General features: G+C 64.1%; 13 protein-coding genes. 4 read left to right on the top strand and 9 right to left on the bottom strand.

What is annotated here, in order from left to right; genetic code table 11:
* The first annotated feature begins 276 nt into the window (after positions 1 to 276).
* On the top strand, positions 277 to 2,358 hold the full coding sequence (glyS, locus tag NDB2M4_RS05840) for a glycine--tRNA ligase subunit beta (protein ID WP_072371356.1): 2,082 nt from the start codon (positions 277 to 279) through the stop codon (positions 2,356 to 2,358).
* A gap of 171 nt (positions 2,359 to 2,529) precedes the next feature.
* Here glyS and NDB2M4_RS05845 read toward each other — a convergent pair whose 3' ends face one another.
* The gene (locus NDB2M4_RS05845; protein ID WP_072371359.1) at positions 2,530 to 2,829 is read right to left on the bottom strand and encodes a GIY-YIG nuclease family protein; all 300 of its coding nucleotides are present in this window, start codon (positions 2,827 to 2,829) and stop codon (positions 2,530 to 2,532) included.
* Between the two features lie 92 nt (positions 2,830 to 2,921).
* Here NDB2M4_RS05845 and NDB2M4_RS05850 point away from each other — a divergent pair, with 92 nt between their 5' ends.
* Positions 2,922 to 3,341 (top strand): gamma-glutamylcyclotransferase family protein, encoded by a 420-nt coding sequence (locus NDB2M4_RS05850; RefSeq protein ID WP_072371362.1) that lies wholly within the window; start codon positions 2,922 to 2,924, stop codon positions 3,339 to 3,341.
* Positions 3,342 to 3,568: 227 nt separating this feature from the next.
* On the opposite strand, the gene NDB2M4_RS05855 is transcribed toward NDB2M4_RS05850, so the two are convergent.
* The 3 genes from NDB2M4_RS05855 to NDB2M4_RS05865 form a co-directional block, all read right to left on the bottom strand.
* Positions 3,569 to 5,485 (bottom strand): ABC-F family ATP-binding cassette domain-containing protein, encoded by a 1,917-nt coding sequence (locus NDB2M4_RS05855; RefSeq protein WP_072371365.1) that lies wholly within the window; start codon positions 5,483 to 5,485, stop codon positions 3,569 to 3,571.
* Between the two features lie 63 nt (positions 5,486 to 5,548).
* Positions 5,549 to 5,899: a DUF3147 family protein gene (locus tag NDB2M4_RS05860; RefSeq protein WP_072371368.1), complete on the bottom strand. Its 351-nt coding sequence runs from the start codon at positions 5,897 to 5,899 to the stop codon at positions 5,549 to 5,551.
* Positions 5,900 to 5,905: 6 nt separating this feature from the next.
* Positions 5,906 to 7,099: a DUF4339 domain-containing protein gene (locus tag NDB2M4_RS05865; RefSeq protein ID WP_072371371.1), complete on the bottom strand. Its 1,194-nt coding sequence runs from the start codon at positions 7,097 to 7,099 to the stop codon at positions 5,906 to 5,908.
* A gap of 226 nt (positions 7,100 to 7,325) precedes the next feature.
* Here NDB2M4_RS05865 and ndk point away from each other — a divergent pair, with 226 nt between their 5' ends.
* Positions 7,326 to 7,748 (top strand): nucleoside-diphosphate kinase, encoded by a 423-nt coding sequence (gene ndk, locus NDB2M4_RS05870; protein ID WP_072371373.1) that lies wholly within the window; start codon positions 7,326 to 7,328, stop codon positions 7,746 to 7,748.
* 42 nt (positions 7,749 to 7,790) lie between these two features.
* Complete coding sequence (locus NDB2M4_RS05875) at positions 7,791 to 8,315, top strand: dihydrofolate reductase family protein (protein ID WP_072371377.1); 525 nt, start codon at positions 7,791 to 7,793, stop codon at positions 8,313 to 8,315.
* 534 nt (positions 8,316 to 8,849) lie between these two features.
* Here the strand turns inward: NDB2M4_RS05875 and NDB2M4_RS05880 are convergent.
* The 5 genes from NDB2M4_RS05880 to NDB2M4_RS05900 form a co-directional block, all read right to left on the bottom strand.
* Positions 8,850 to 9,203 (bottom strand): c-type cytochrome, encoded by a 354-nt coding sequence (locus NDB2M4_RS05880; RefSeq protein WP_083555837.1) that lies wholly within the window; start codon positions 9,201 to 9,203, stop codon positions 8,850 to 8,852.
* Positions 9,204 to 9,421: 218 nt separating this feature from the next.
* Positions 9,422 to 10,822, bottom strand: coding sequence for a cytochrome P450 (locus tag NDB2M4_RS05885; RefSeq protein ID WP_244536052.1), 1,401 nt, complete (start codon positions 10,820 to 10,822; stop codon positions 9,422 to 9,424).
* A gap of 230 nt (positions 10,823 to 11,052) precedes the next feature.
* On the bottom strand, positions 11,053 to 11,730 hold the full coding sequence (purN, locus tag NDB2M4_RS05890) for a phosphoribosylglycinamide formyltransferase (protein WP_072371379.1): 678 nt from the start codon (positions 11,728 to 11,730) through the stop codon (positions 11,053 to 11,055).
* Positions 11,731 to 11,815: 85 nt separating this feature from the next.
* Positions 11,816 to 13,519 (bottom strand): autotransporter outer membrane beta-barrel domain-containing protein, encoded by a 1,704-nt coding sequence (locus NDB2M4_RS05895; RefSeq protein WP_072371382.1) that lies wholly within the window; start codon positions 13,517 to 13,519, stop codon positions 11,816 to 11,818.
* On the bottom strand, positions 13,516 to 14,493 hold the full coding sequence (locus NDB2M4_RS05900) for a hypothetical protein (protein ID WP_139247093.1): 978 nt from the start codon (positions 14,491 to 14,493) through the stop codon (positions 13,516 to 13,518). Before NDB2M4_RS05900 ends, NDB2M4_RS05895 begins: the two co-directional genes overlap by 4 nt.
* Positions 14,494 to 14,589: the final 96 nt, after the last annotated feature.

Raw genomic sequence — 14,589 nt, forward strand, 5'->3', positions numbered from 1 at the left:
CCGGCGCGAGCGCCGGCCTTCCCCCGCACGACGCTGGAAGCCGACCAATCCTCTCTCCGCTCGTGTCAGACCGATCAAATCAAATCAGCGGCTGCAGGCCGCTCAGGGCGCAAGGCGCCCCGGCGCGAGCGCCGGCCTTCCCCCGCACGACGCTGGAAGCCGACCAATCCTCTCTCCGCTCGTGTCAGATCAAATCCTTACGAGATGACACCGCGGCGCCGATAACGTATGAGTGCGCCTCCGAATTTCACAACGAAACCGAAGAAAAGCGCCCCCATGTCAGAGCTTCTGCTCGAGCTGTTCTCCGAAGAGATTCCCGCCCGTCTTCAGGTGCGCGCATCGGAAGATTTGCGCCGCCTCATGGTCGACGGTCTCAAGGCGAAGGGCCTCGAAGTGGGCGATGCGCGCGCCTTCGCAACGCCGCGCCGCCTGACGCTCGTCATCGCCGACGTGCCGAAGAAGTCGCCCGCCATCTCCGAGGAGAAGAAGGGCCCGCGCACGAACGCACCCGAGCAGGCTGTGCAAGGCTTCCTCAAGTCCGCCGGCCTCGCCTCCATCGACGAGGCGACCATCGTCAAGGACGAGAAGAAGGGCGACTTTTATCTCGCGCGCATCGAGAAGCCCGGCCGAGCCGCCGGCGAGATCATCGCCGAGGTGCTGCGCGACACGATCCTGAATTTCCCTTGGCCCAAGACCATGCGCTTCAACGCCAAGCTGGACAACGGCGGCGAGCTGCGCTGGGTGCGCCCGCTGCATTCCATCATCCTGCTGCTCGACGGCAAGGTCATCCCCTTCGAAATCGCCGGCATCAAGTCGGGCAACGTCACGCGCGGCCACCGCTTCATGGGCGGCGAGCCGTTCAAGGTCACCGACTTCGCCGATTATGAAAAGCAGCTCAAGGCCAACAAGGTCGTGCTCGACTTCGCCGAGCGCGCTGCCACCATCAATGAAGGCGCGCACGCGCTCGCCAAGGAAGCCAAGCTCACGCTTGTCGAGGACGACGCCCTCGCCGCCGAGAACGCCGGCCTCACCGAATGGCCGATCGTGCTCATGGGCGAGTTCGACAAATCGTTCCTCGAAGTGCCGGGCGAGTGCCTCACCAGCGCGATGAAGACCCACCAGAAGTGCTTCTCGCTGCGTCACGGCAAGAAGCTGGCAAACCACTTCCTGCTCGTCTCCAACCTCAAGGCCAAAGACGGCGGCAAGACCATCATCGCCGGCAACGAGAAAGTCATCGCCGCGCGCCTGTCCGACGCCAAGTTCTTCTGGGAAACCGATCTCAAGAAGACCCTCGACGAGATGCGCGACGAATTGAAGGGCATCACCTTCCACGAGAAGCTCGGCACCCAGTTCGAGCGCACCGAGCGCATCAAGGAGCTGGCCCACCAGATCGCCACCGAGCAGGAGCTGTGCGAGGCAGCGCTGGCCCTGCGTGCGGGCGAATTGTCAAAGGCCGATCTCGTCTCTGGCATGGTCGGCGAGTTCCCCGAGCTTCAGGGCCTCATGGGCCGCTACTACGCCGCGCACGAGAAGCTGAACCCGGAAATCGCCCGCGCCATCGAGCTGCATTACAAGCCCAAGGGCCCGACCGATTCCGTTCCGCTCGAAAGCGAGGATGACGGCGCCGCCGTTGCCGTCGCGCTCGCCGATAAGCTCGACATGCTCGTCGGCTTCTGGGCCATCGGCGAAAAGCCCACCGGCTCCGGCGATCCCTACCAGCTGCGCCGCGCCGCTCTCGGCGTCATCCGCATCGTCATTGAAAACGATCTGCGTATGCCGCTGCTAAGAACGATTGCGCTCGCTCAGGGTGCAAAAGCGGACGAAGCTGCAGCTAAGGATCTCCTCGCCTTCTTCGCCGAGCGCCTGAAGGTCTACCTGCGCGACAAGGGCGCGCGCCACGACCTCATCGATGCCGTGTTCGCGCTCCCCGGCCAGGACGACCTCGCGCTCATCGTCAAGCGCGTCGAAGCGCTGTCCGAGCTGCTCGGCACCGACGACGGCGTCAACCTGCTCGCCGGCATCAAGCGCGCGCAGAACATCCTCTCCATCGAGGAAAAGAAGGATAAGACCAGCCACGCTGGCGACTACGACGCGGAGCTACTGCAGCTCGACGAGGAAAAGGCGCTCGCCGCCGCCATCGACAAGGTGAAGGACGACACGGTGTCCGCCCTCGCCGTCGAGAACTTCGCCGGCGCCATGCGCGCGCTCGCCGAGCTGCGCGCCCCCGTCGATGCCTTCTTCGACAAGGTCACCGTCAACGCCGACGATCCCGCGCTGCGCCTCAATCGTCTGCATCTTCTCTCGCAGATCCGCGCCGCCACCCTCAACGTCGCCGACTTCACCAAAATCGCCGGCTAACCGCCGCTCCTCTCTCCCCGCGCGCGGGGAGAGAGCCACGCCTGTCATCCCGGAAGTGGCGAGCACCGCGAGCCGCTATCCGGGACCCAGGAGAGGAGCGTCGCAGAATCGGAATCTTGTGCTGGCTCCCGGGTCATCGTTCGCTGCGCTCACTCGCCCGGGATGACAGACTTATGCCGTGAGATCGAGCCAAAGATCCCGCCATCCCGGATTGCCGCCCTCGATCAGCGCGATTTTCCAGGCGCGTCGCCAACGCTTAATCCGCTTCTCGCGGCGGATGGCTTCCCCAACGTCGTCGTGTTCCTCGAAATAGACCAGCGTCTTCACACCGTATCTCTGCGTGAATCCTGGTATGAGACCGTCGCGATGTTCGCTCATGCGCCCGTAGAGGTCGCTCGTGACGCCGACATAAAGCGTGCCGTTGCGTTTGCTTGCGAGGATGTAGACGAAATAAGCGTATTCTCGTTTCACGACGCGAAACTCTCTGTCATCCCGGGCGCGCGAGGCTCGCCGAGCGAAGACCCGGGATCCAGCATAAGGGCTGCCGGAGGCTCATAGAACCGATGAACGACGACTCGGCTCGCTATCTCTTCGTCTACGGCACGCTGATGAGCGGCGTGCGCAGCGCCCTCGGCACCGAGGAGCGGCTGCGCTTGGCGCGCGAGTCCGACAGCCTCGGCCCCGCCTCGCTACCGCAAGCCCAGCTCTTCGACCTCGGCGACTATCCCGGCGCGCTCGCCGTCGACGACATCGACGCCATCGTGCACGGCGAGCTCGTGCTGATGTCGAAACCGCAAGCCTCGCTCATCTGGCTCGACGAATACGAAGGCTTCGTGCACGGCGCCGATGACAACGAGTACGATCGCATCGTCAGGCAAGTGCGTCTTGCCGGCGGCGAAACGCTCGATGCATGGGCCTACATGCTGCGCCGCGCGCCCGAACACGGACGACGTGTTGTCAGCGGCCGTTGGGGCAGCCGCTGACAAGTAGGTCAATGATAGGGGAATGCTGTTGAGAGCTGGCTGCGGACCCCGAACGGCCCTCACCGCGTTGGGCACGGTCCCCGCTTAAGACCGAGGCTGCCAGCTCCCAGACGTTCGTTCTTACACTGGCCATGCAGCGGCCACTATTGGGGCGCGCAAAAACAAATATTCATGTGCATATCTCGCACATTTAGCTTGTCGCTGAATCGTCACGAAAAGTTTGCGCGCTACGCATCTGCAGCGTCGGCTGCGTCAACATTCGCACGTTCGTACGCATCGCTTGCGAGCAGCCATTGCTCTTCCGCATCGCTCAAACGCTTCGCAAGTTGCCCGCGCTCGATCGCAGTGTTCTGCGCGCGCTGCGGATCCTTCGCATAGAGTTGCGGATCGGCGAGCAGCTGATCGAGACGCGCGATTTCCGCGCTCAGTTTTTCGACGGATTTCTCAGCCGCTTGCATCGCTTTCTTCAGCGGCGCGAGTTGTGCGCGCCGATCAGCCGCAGCGCGCCGTTGGTCCGCGCGACTGTCGCGCGAGGCTTCCGCTTTCGCGCCGCCATTGCGCGCACGCGTTGCCGAACCGCGTTCGGCAAGCAGGTCGGCGCGATATGAATCCATATCGCCATCGTAGGATTTCACCGTACCGCCGCGCACGATCCACAGCCGATCTGCCGACGCTTCGATGAGATGCCGGTCGTGGCTGATCAGGATGACCGCGCCTTCGTATTCGGTCAGCGCGTGCACCAGCGCCTCGCGGCTGTCGACGTCGAGATGGTTCGTCGGCTCGTCGAGAATGAGCAGATGCGGCGCATGGAACGCCGCGAGCGCCAGCAGCAGCCGCGCCTTCTCGCCGCCCGACAGGTTGGAGCACTTGGTGTCCGCCTTGTCGGCCGAAAACCCGTACGTGCCAAGCCGCGTGCGCCGCTGCGCTTCCGTCGCTTCCGGCATCAGCTCAACCATGTGATCGTACGGCGTCTTGCCGGGGTTCAGCTCGTCCAGCTGATGCTGCGCGAAATAACCAACGTCCACCCGCTTCGCCCCGAACGCATTGCCCGACAATGGGTTCAGCTTGCCCGCGATCAGCTTTGCAAAGGTCGACTTGCCGTTGCCGTTCTGGCCCAGCAGCGCAATGCGATCGTCCTGATCGATCCGCAGGTTGATGCCTGTCAGCACCGGTGCCCCCGGCGCATACCCGACCGACACGTCCTCGAAGCGCATCAGCGGGCTCGCCAGCGCCTTCGCCGGGTTCGGCAGGTAGAACGGCTTCACCCGCTCATCCACCTGCGCCGCGATCGGCTGCATCTTCGCCAGCGCCTTGACGCGGCTCTGCGCCTGGGCCGCCTTGGTCGCCTTCGCTTTGAAGCGGTCGATGAACGCCTGGATGCGCCGCCGCTCCTCGTCCTGGTGCTTCTTGAGCTTCAGCTCCAGCCGCTGCTTTTCGCGTCGCGCTTCCTCGAAATCGTCATAGCCGCCCGAATAGAAGGTGAGCTTGCCACGGTCGAGATGCAGGATCGCCGTCACCGCGCGGTTGAGCAGGTCGCGGTCGTGGCTGACGATCAGCACTGTATGCGGGTAAGAGCGCAGGTACGTCTCCAGCCACATCGCGCCTTCGAGATCGAGATAGTTGGTCGGCTCGTCGAGCAGCAGAATTTCCGGCTCTAAGAACAGCACCGAGGCCAGCGCCACACGCATCCGCCAGCCGCCCGACAGCTCCCGGCACGCGCGCTGCTGCGCCACTTCGTCGAAGCCGAGGCCTGAGAGAATCTGCGCCGCCCGCGCCGGCGCCGAATGCGCGCCAATATCCGACAATCGCTCGTGGATTTCCGCGATGCGGTGCGCGTCGCTGGCGTGCTCTGCCTCGGCCAGCAGCTGCGCCCGCTCGGTATCGGCGGCCAGCACCGTGTCGATGATGCTCTCGTTCCCGCCCGGCGCCTCCTGCGCCACGTGGCCGATGCGCGTCGTGCGCGGCACCGTGATCGAGCCCATGTCCGGAGCAAGGTCGCCGGCGATGATTTTCAGCAGCGTCGTCTTGCCGGCGCCGTTACGGCCGACGAGGCCCACCTTGTGCCCGGTGGGAATGCCAGCCGTCGCCCCTTCGAATATGGGCCGGCCCTCAATGCGATAGCTGAGATCGTTGATGTGCAGCATGGCGAGCACATAGCCGCTCCGCCTCGCCGTGTCATCCTCGGGCCGGCGAACCGCCCGCCGCAGCTAGATGGCGATGCCGAACCGCTTCAAGATGGCCAGCATCAGGAAGTACGCTGCGACCGTCAGGCCGCACGATACGGCAAGGCTCGGCGCAAACGCCCAACCCGCTCGCAGCAGCAGCGGCATCGCGATGAACAGCACCAGGGAAGGCAATACCAGCCAGAAGATCCCCGCCGCCAGATCGGCAACCTTTCCCGTGTCGCCCGTATCGGCATAGAGCCAGATCATCGCCAGCACCGACGTCAGCGGGATCGACGCCAGCACGGCCCCCAGCAACGAGGACCGCTTCGCCGCCTCCGCGATCGCCACCACCAGAATGGCGGTAATGGCGATCTTCGTGGCGGTCGCGAGCATCTCCGCTTATCCCGAAACGACTGGCTTCAGCGTTTCGACCAACAGACGCTCCTGCGTGCCCTGGTCGGCGATGGACAGATGCGCGGCGAACCAGTCCTGCACCATCTGGCACACGCGCTCCGGCGGCTCGCGCGACAGCAGCGACGGGTTCGAGAAGACCTGCAGGTCCTGCTCCTTCCAGCCCAGCTTGCCCAGCTCCTGCACCAGAACGTCGTAGTCTTCCTTAACCGCCCGGTCGTGCGGCGAGGGCGATTTGCGCCCGTCGGCAATAGCTTCGAAGATGGCCGCGATCTGCGTCTGCACCGCCGCGCCCTGCTCGGGCGATTGCAGCACCTCGAGCACCGCCGGTGCAGTCTCGCCCTGCGAGATGAAGCCGTAGCAAGCCCCCACGCTCTTGGTCGACAACGACTTGAGATTGGCGAGGAACGCGGAAGCCACGTCCTTCAGCCGCGGTGTGCTGGCCGACAGCGCCTCGTTGGCATGCTGGCGGCGCAACGCCACCAGCGCCTCGGCGAGGTGCTTGTTGACGGCGTCCTGCGGCTGGTTTTGCGCTGAAAGGGTCGCGGCCTGACGAAGCTGGTCGTTGTACCAGTCGGGGAACTCGCGCTTCACAACGCTCCAGGCCGGCAATTGCTCGAACTTGCCGTCGAGTTGGCTTGCGCCCGCAGCGACATCGGCCTGAGCGACACTCGGCGCCGGGGGAGGCGTGGAGCTATCGGCTGGCGCCGACACGGTCGGCACCTGCTCACCTTCGCGCGACGCGCTGAGCTTGTCCTGCACCATGTTGAGGGCGCCGCTCTGCCAGGCGAACCATCCGCCGCCGCCGATCAGGGCCAGCAGCACCGCTACCAACGCAAAGCGCTTGATACGCGAGCCGCCGCCGCCATCGGCATGGTCGGACACGCGAATGCGGTCGGGCTCGAATGACGGCTGGGCCGCTGGTCCGGCGAGACCGCGGGCCGGTCCTCCCTGCGCGCCCTGTGCCGCGGGGCGTGGCGGCGCAGCAGGGGGCGGAGGCTGTTGAAAGGGAAATACCGCCGGAGCTGGACGCCAATCGGCAAACCCGGGACGCCAGATGAGATCGGTCGGTTTTAGATGTCCTTGCGCGACGAATGTGCGCATTTCGGCGTCGGAAAGCGGGCCGTGCTGCTTGCCCTCACGCGCGATGTACCACTGGATGTCAGCCTGCTGGCCAGTCATGGAGATCTCGTATCAAGAAGGGAAACTGACGCAACGTCTAATGCTCAGCCCCTGGCCTATGCTGGCCTTTTCGCATGGCACCAATGTGGTTCGATGCACCCTGCTTCGTCAATTGGCCGCACCAATGGCTTGTCGGTTCGTCCACCGCAGCATTGCTGCGCCGCCGCGCCCCGGCTATAAGGCGCCGCAATTCAATAAAAATCCAACCCCTTAAAGAGGTCGAGGGATGTCCATCGAGCGAACGTTTTCTATTATCAAACCGGATGCTACCGCACGTAACCTGACGGGCGAAATCAACGCAGCCATCGAAAAGGCCGGCCTGCGCATTGTTGGCCAGAAGCGCGTGCGCTGGACCAAAACTCAGGCCAAGGAATTCTACGCCGAGCACAAGGCCCGCCCCTTCTTCGGCGAGCTGGTCGAGTTCATGACCTCCGGCCCGATCGTTGTTCAGGTTCTCGAAGGCGAGGACGCCGTTGCCACCTATCGCGCTCTCATGGGTGCGACGGATCCGGCAGAGGCCAAGCGCGGCACCATCCGCAAGCGCTTTGCCGAATCCAAGGGCGCCAACTCGGTCCACGGGTCCGATAGCGCCGCTTCTGCCAAGCGCGAGATTGCATTGAACTTCACGACGAAGGAAATTGTCGGCTAACGACCGCGTACCAACGCGCGGTCCAGGGGGGACTAACTCCTAATGGCGCGCGTCCGGCTTTATGTTGCCACCAGTCTTGACGGTTTCATCGCCGACCGCGAGGGGAGCGTGGACTGGCTGGCGCCATACGACGCGCGCCTCTACGGCTACGACAAATTCATAGACGAGGTCGGCGCCCTGATCATGGGGCGCCGCACCTTCGAGCTGATCTCCGCCATTGGCGAAGATTGGCCTTATGCCGGTAAGCCGGTCTACGTTCTCACATCGAGCTCCCTAGGCGACCTCCCCGAAGGGGTCACCACCACGACGCGCGGCATCCGCGCGGCGCTACAGCTCGCCCGCGAGAAGACGCGCAACGACATCTGGATCGTCGGCGGCGCCGTCACCATGCAGTCGGCGCTAGAGGAAGGGCTCGCCGACATGGTCGAGATCTTCCTGGTCCCGGTTCTGCTCGGCGCCGGCCTCAACCTGTTGAATGATCTGACGATCCGCCCGACGCTCACCTTCGACGGCATCGAGGCCTTCCCCGACGGCGTCGTCAAGCTCCGCTACCTCGTCCCCCGCTAGCGCTCCGATCGCCCGAGCGCCTATCAGCGAGGGCGTGAATCGGCAGCGCACGTAGCCGCTCCGATCACGGGGGAGGGTCGGGGAGGGGGCCTGTCATCCTCGGCTTCATGCCGATGATCGAGCGCACCAAATCTTCCGGCGCTCGCCGCACACAAAGCCGCTCTCAGCTTATGTCGCTCTGAAAAAGAGCGCCGCGCAGCGGCCAGGGCGCAAGGCGCCCCGCGCCTAAGGCGCGGCGATCAATGCGCGCACCGCTCGCCGCACACAAAGCCGCTCTCAGCTTATGTCGCTCTGAAAAAGAGCGCCGCGCAGCGGCCAGGGCGCAAGGCGCCCCGCGCCTAAGGCGCGGCTATCAACGCGCACGGCGCTCGCCGCACACAAAGCCGCTCTCAGCTCATGTCGCTCTGAAAAAGAGCGCCGCGCAGCGGCAAGGTGCCAAGGGCGCCCGGCGCGAGCGCCGGCCATCAGCTTGCGCGACCTCCGCCGCATGCAAGGCTGATTTCCGCTCGTGTCACTCAAGCAAGAGCGTGTCAGCTACTTCTTGAGACTTATAATATACGCGGCGACGTCGCCGATCTCTTCGCGCGTCAGCTGGATCTGCGGCATCGGCGGATGCGGGATGACGATCGCGCCGGCGATCGACTTCACCGTCTGATCCGGCACGTTGGCGATCTGCTCGAAACTCGGCACGTCAGAGGAAACCGACGCGCCCGCAGCTTCTGCGCCGACGATATGACAGCCAACGCAGAGCTTTTCGGCGATAGCCTTTCCGGTCTTGGCGTCCGGATGAATCTGCGCGACCGCCGCTCCGGCGAGCGCCAGCGTGATGACTGCAATACCCGAAACAGCAAGAGAGCGCGGAGAGATCATGCGGGCAAGGAGGAGCATCTGAAGGTTTCGCCTTTCTGTCCATTGACGGGAGCTGCAACTCGGTTCTGCTCCCTTACCCCCACACTAGCCCAATGCGGCGGCAGCCGGTTGACTAAGATCAGCGACAGCGCTTCAGGCACAAAAAAAGCGCCGCTCGATTGGCGGCGCTTTTTTTCTTGTCCGTTGTTGTCGGAAGGCAGAGGCCGGCACACCCAGCCCCGCAGCACAATAAGTCCTTAGCTCAGCTCGCGGATCTTGAACTTGAGCCCGCCCTTCGGCGTCAGCGTCACCGTCGCGTTGATGCCGGCCGGATCGTTGCCGACGTACTCGGGACGGAAGCGCCGCAGCAGCAGCGATAGCGCCAGCGTGTTCTCCACCTGGCTCATGGCGCCGCCGATGCAAGACCGCTTGCCGCCGCCGAACGGCAGGTAGGAATACTTCACCTGCTTCTTGGCAGCGCCCGCCATCCAGCGCTCGGGCCGGAACTCTTCCGGGCTCTCCCAGAAGCGCGGATTGTGATGTGCGCCATATGAGAACAGCACCACGCGGTCGCCGGGTCGGATCTCCTTGCCGCCGATCACGTCGTGCTCGTTGGCGACACGGATCAGGCCCCAGACCGGAGGATAGATGCGCATCGTTTCCTGGATGAGCGCGCGGGTATAGGCGAGGGCCGAATAGTCGGCGGCGGTCGGCTCGCGATCGCCGTAGACTTCCTCGCCTTCCTTGCGGATGCGCTCCGCCATTTCGGGATGGCGCGCGGTCTCATAGAGCGCCCACGCCAGTGTCAGCGCCGTCGTTTCGGTACCGGCCCACAGATACTGCTTGATCTCGTCGATCGCCTGCTGCTGGTCGAATTCCGGCACGTTCGGATCGGCGACGACGGCCTCGATCATCTTCAAGAGGGTGCGCTCGCGCTCTTCACGCGGGTCGGCGGCGAGCAGCGAAGGCGGCACGGCAGCCCAGGCCTCCATCGCCTTGGCGGCGTCCTCTTCGGTGATCTCGAAGATCTCGCCAGCCTGCTTCTTGAGGCGGATCTCCTTGTGGTTCATCACGTCGGTATAGGTCTTCACGCACTTGAACACGAAGTGCGGATTGAACGGCATGTCGCGGTCGAACAGCGCCTTGCAGATCATGTCTGCAGCGAGCGTCCAGGTCTGCTCCACCATTTCGATGGTCTCGCCGGACTTTGCCACATCCGACCAGATGTCCATCTTCGTGCGGATCGCCGCCAGGAAGTAGGGGATGTACTCGGCGAACATATCCGGGTGGAACGCCGGCTGCTGCGGCATGCGGATCTTTTGCCAGAGCGCGCCGTCGTTGGTGATCATCGACTTGCCGAAGATCGGCTTCAGTCCGTCGAAGTATTTGATGTAAGCGTCGGCCTTGGTGACCAGCACGTGCTTGAAGTCTTCCGGCTCCGACAAGAGCACGATGCGCTGGTTGGCGAGGTTGATCGGAATGACCGGCCCGTAGCGCTCCGCCATCTGCATCAGGATGTGCAGCGGGTTATCGACGCCAGCCTTTAGAAGCGGCGACAGCTTGAACCAGACGCTAGATTCATCGCCCAGACCCTGCGCGTGGGCAGGTGCATCTGTTTCAGCAGCAGCAGCCGTCGGCTGCGTCGACATCACGGTCATGACGTGTCTCCCGGCGGAAAAGCCGCAAAGAATGAGCTTCTATGCCTAATCCAGCCAACGGGTTGTAAACTGGGCGACGAAACGGGCCCGTGCAGAACCGCGCACGGATTAGAACCGTGCCCCCCAAGGCTCGCCGAGGAGTATCACCGGGCTGTCATAAGTGTCCATGCGACTGCACGTTTCCGCTTCATTTTGGCGCTAGACCGCTGATCTGCTGCAACGCCGAATGGTCAGCTCAACGGTGGCCAATACAATGAATTCATTTGGTTAATCTGGAATTGCCGGTAAGCCACCCTGTCGCCTTCGACCTTCGCCGCCCCCGATGCGACCATCGCCAGCGCGTGGGGATAAAGACGGTGCTCCGCCTCCAGGATTCGCGCCGCCAGGCTGTCTTCCGAGTCGCCGTCGAGCACCGGCACCGCCACCTGGGCGATGATGGGGCCTGAATCGAGCTCCGGCCGAACGAAATGCACCGTGCACCCGGCGATCTTCACGCCGTCCTCCAGCGCCCGCGCGTGCGTATGCAACCCCTTGTATGAGGGCAGCAGCGAGGGGTGGATGTTGATCATGGCATCGCGCCAGCCCTCGACGAAGCCCGCGGTCATTTTGCGCATGAAACCCGCGCACGCGACGATCTCGACGCCATGCCCACGCAAGGCGCGGTCGAGTTCCACCTCGAACGCCTCGCGCGATGCAAACGCCTTGTGGTCGATCGCCTGGGTCGGAATGCCGAGCGCCTCCGCCCGGGCAAGGCCCGCAGCCTCGGGGCGATTGGAAATGACGCAGACGATCTCCGCCGGATAGTCGCCGGCCCGCGCGGCCTCGATCAGCGACACCATGTTGGAGCCGCGGCCAGAGATCAGGATGCCGACCCGCTTCTTATCCGGGCCCGATGACGTGGTGCTCATTCGCGCCCATTAGCACGCCCGGGGCCGTCAGGCATCCGGTGTCGGCGACCCCGGATGCCTGGATGGTTATCGGTTCCCGACCGCGTCAGAACTTCACGCTCGCCTTGGCACCGAATGTGTGCTGCTGCACCTCGGAGCCGAACAGCCCGTCGTACTGCGCCTTGATCGTCGTGCCGTCACGCCACACGAGGTCGAGCCCCGCGCCGACGTTCCCCATTACGTCCTCGACCTCGGCCTGCGTGGCGAACCCGGGAACGCCCGCTGGTCCGCCGATGAAGCTGCTGGTGATCGTGACGTGGTCCTCGCTGTAGAACACCCCGCCCAAGCGCGCGAACGGACGCACCAGCGTGCCGCCGTCGATCATAACCTCGCCGCCGATCTCAACAGCCGGAGCGGCGGAGAAAACCGTCTCCTCGCTGCTGGCGATCGACAGAGCACCCGAGCCGCCCTGCTCCTGTACGGAGCCGATCCAAAGGTGCGTTGCCTCCACGTCGATCATCGGCTTCGCATAGAGCGCGTTGCCGCCCATCTGATAGGCGACGCGCAGGCGGCCGCTCAGATGCGACACCGTCTGGTCGCCGGTTGCCGTGGTGCCGAGGCCACCGAAGTTGATCGGCCGCGTGGTGTCGGTCGAGCCCGTGCCGCCGAACACTGCGCCCGCAACGACCCACGGACCGGCGACATGCTTCAGCGCCAGGCCAGCATACGCCCGGTCGATGTCTGCGCTCGCCCCGTTCGTGGCATCGGCGTTGCCCTGTTCGATGCCGCCCGCAAGGCCGAGCATCAGCCCGGGCGCAACGGCAACTTGGCCGCCGCCGGAGAAGCCCCACGTCTGCTCGTCGTAGCCGAGGCCCTTGGCGGAAGCGTTCTGATCAAGAGTGCGGCCCGCGAACGCCGCCCACAGGCACTCGTCCTCGCTCACCGCGGCGAACTGCGCTTCACGCTTGTGGCAGCTCAACAGCGAATTGCCGAAAGCGTGCGCGCCGTACAGCGTGGAAACGGCACTGTCGCCATAGATCTCCGGCGAAAGCTGATCGAGCGCCGAGCGGTACTCGCCATCCGTGGTCACCGCCAGCAGCGCCGAGGTGATGTCGGTGAGCTTCGTCGCATCGGAATCGACCGCGTCGTTGAGATGCTCGCCGATCGCCGTCTCGTTCTGCGTCAGTCCGATATTCGGAGCGAAGCTGAGATTGTAGGAAACCTGCACCGTATTGGCGTCCGGGTAGATCAGGAACGCTTGCAGCGCCGGGCTGGCGATCAGCTCGAGGCCGTCGAGCGTAACACCGTCGCCGGCTGTCAGCACTGTGGTCGTCCCGCCCGCAATTGCCAGACCTGCGACCGACAGCTTGACCACGCCATCGAGGTCCGCCGCTTCCGACACGTCGACGCGATCCGACGTGCCTGCAGCAGCATCGAGATCGATGGCGAGTGCGCCGGTCGCGCTCTGCGCCAACCCGCCCGTCAGCGCCGTCGTCTCCACCGTGCCAGTTCCGCCCGGCGAAATGGTGCCGTCGTTGTTGACCGTATTCCCCGCACCGATGCTCAGCACCGTGCCGACCTCGAGCAGGCCCCCGGCCTTGTTGTCCAGGATGTTCGTGCCGCCACCGAGATCCACGTTGCCGATGATCGTTCCGTAGTTGGTGAGATCATCGTCCTTGTCGCCGATTACGGTGATGGCATCGCCGCCATATCCGACGATTGTGCCCGCGTTCATGATGCTGACGGAGCCGTACGCATTGCCGCCGTTGCTGTCGTCGATGAGAATGCCGCGGTCTGCACCGGCGATCACCGCGCCAGCATAGTGTTGATTGTGCCACCGCCCATGGCGATGCCTTCGGAGTGGTTCTCTACGCCGTCGGCACCGGTGCCCTGAATGGTGCCGTAATTGTTGATCGTGCCGATGAAGTCGATGTCGACGCCATCGCCGTCACCCTCACCGGCGTCTTCGTCATAGGAGCCCGTGATCGTCCCGTAGTTGGTGACCGTACCGTAACCGTCCGAGCCCACGCCCGAGCCATTGAGGCCGGTGATAGTGCCGTAGTTGACCACGGTTACGGTGCTTCCGGTCGGGTCGCCCAGCGTGCCGTCGTTGTTCTGGTCGACGCCATGGTGCGCGCCGATGATTTCGCCGTAGTTGTAGACGGTGAAGTTGGTTGCGTTGTCGCCGCGAATGCCGCTGCGCTCCAGCGGATCGGCGCCCTCGTTGGTTATCGTGCCGTAATTGTAAACTGTGCTGTTCTGGCCCGGACGGATCGCATCGTGCCCGGACGATGAAATGATGCCGCCGGCATAGTTATAGATCTCGATAGTCGCCGTCCCCGCCGTGATCGAATTGAAGTCGATCGCTTGTCCGGTGTCCGAGTGCAGCGTGCCGCTGTTCTTCACGATGATCGTGCCGCTCGTCACGTTGACGTTGATGCGGAACGCATCGTCCGCCGAGTCGACCGTACCCGTATTTGTGAACGTAACGCTTCGGTTGCTGGCACTGCCGCTGGTGTTGATCGCGCGGCTCGTGGCCTCGATCAGGCCGTCATTGGTGATGACGACCGACCCCGCCGACCACGTGATGGCCGTTCCCGTTACCTGCAGCGTTCCACCGCTTTCAACGACACCGCTTTGGCCATCGGTCAGCGTCTGCGCAGTGGTACTCGTGGTGCCGCTTGGAATCGTGAAGTCGGCGGCTGCCGGGACGGAGATCGAGAAGACCGAGAATGCGCTGAGCGCAAGAGCGGATGCACCGCTCAGAAGTGAAGTACGCGACACGAGAACCCCCACTGGAACACGACCCGAGCGAGGTAACTCCCGTTCACTATGGATTAATGACGTTCAATTGAATCTGCGCGATGCAATCGCGCCACG

Source organism: Hyphomicrobium sp. NDB2Meth4 (genome assembly GCF_900117445.1).
Taxonomy (GTDB): Bacteria; Pseudomonadota; Alphaproteobacteria; order Rhizobiales; family Hyphomicrobiaceae; genus Hyphomicrobium_A.

Bases quoted from the DNA above. Each gene is read 5' to 3' on its own strand.
- glyS (WP_072371356.1), top strand. From the start codon at position 277: ATGTCAGAGCTTCTGCTCGAGCTGTTCTCCGAAGAGATTCCCGCCCGT.
- NDB2M4_RS05850 (WP_072371362.1), top strand. From the start codon at position 2,922: ATGAACGACGACTCGGCTCGCTATCTCTTCGTCTACGGCACGCTGATG.
- NDB2M4_RS05855 (WP_072371365.1), bottom strand. From the start codon at position 5,485: ATGCTGCACATCAACGATCTCAGCTATCGCATTGAGGGCCGGCCCATA.
- NDB2M4_RS05860 (WP_072371368.1), bottom strand. From the start codon at position 5,899: ATGCTCGCGACCGCCACGAAGATCGCCATTACCGCCATTCTGGTGGTG.
- NDB2M4_RS05865 (WP_072371371.1), bottom strand. From the start codon at position 7,099: ATGACTGGCCAGCAGGCTGACATCCAGTGGTACATCGCGCGTGAGGGC.
- ndk (WP_072371373.1), top strand. From the start codon at position 7,326: ATGTCCATCGAGCGAACGTTTTCTATTATCAAACCGGATGCTACCGCA.
- NDB2M4_RS05875 (WP_072371377.1), top strand. From the start codon at position 7,791: ATGGCGCGCGTCCGGCTTTATGTTGCCACCAGTCTTGACGGTTTCATC.
- NDB2M4_RS05880 (WP_083555837.1), bottom strand. From the start codon at position 9,203: ATGCTCCTCCTTGCCCGCATGATCTCTCCGCGCTCTCTTGCTGTTTCG.
- NDB2M4_RS05885 (WP_244536052.1), bottom strand. From the start codon at position 10,822: ATGACCGTGATGTCGACGCAGCCGACGGCTGCTGCTGCTGAAACAGAT.
- purN (WP_072371379.1), bottom strand. From the start codon at position 11,730: ATGAGCACCACGTCATCGGGCCCGGATAAGAAGCGGGTCGGCATCCTG.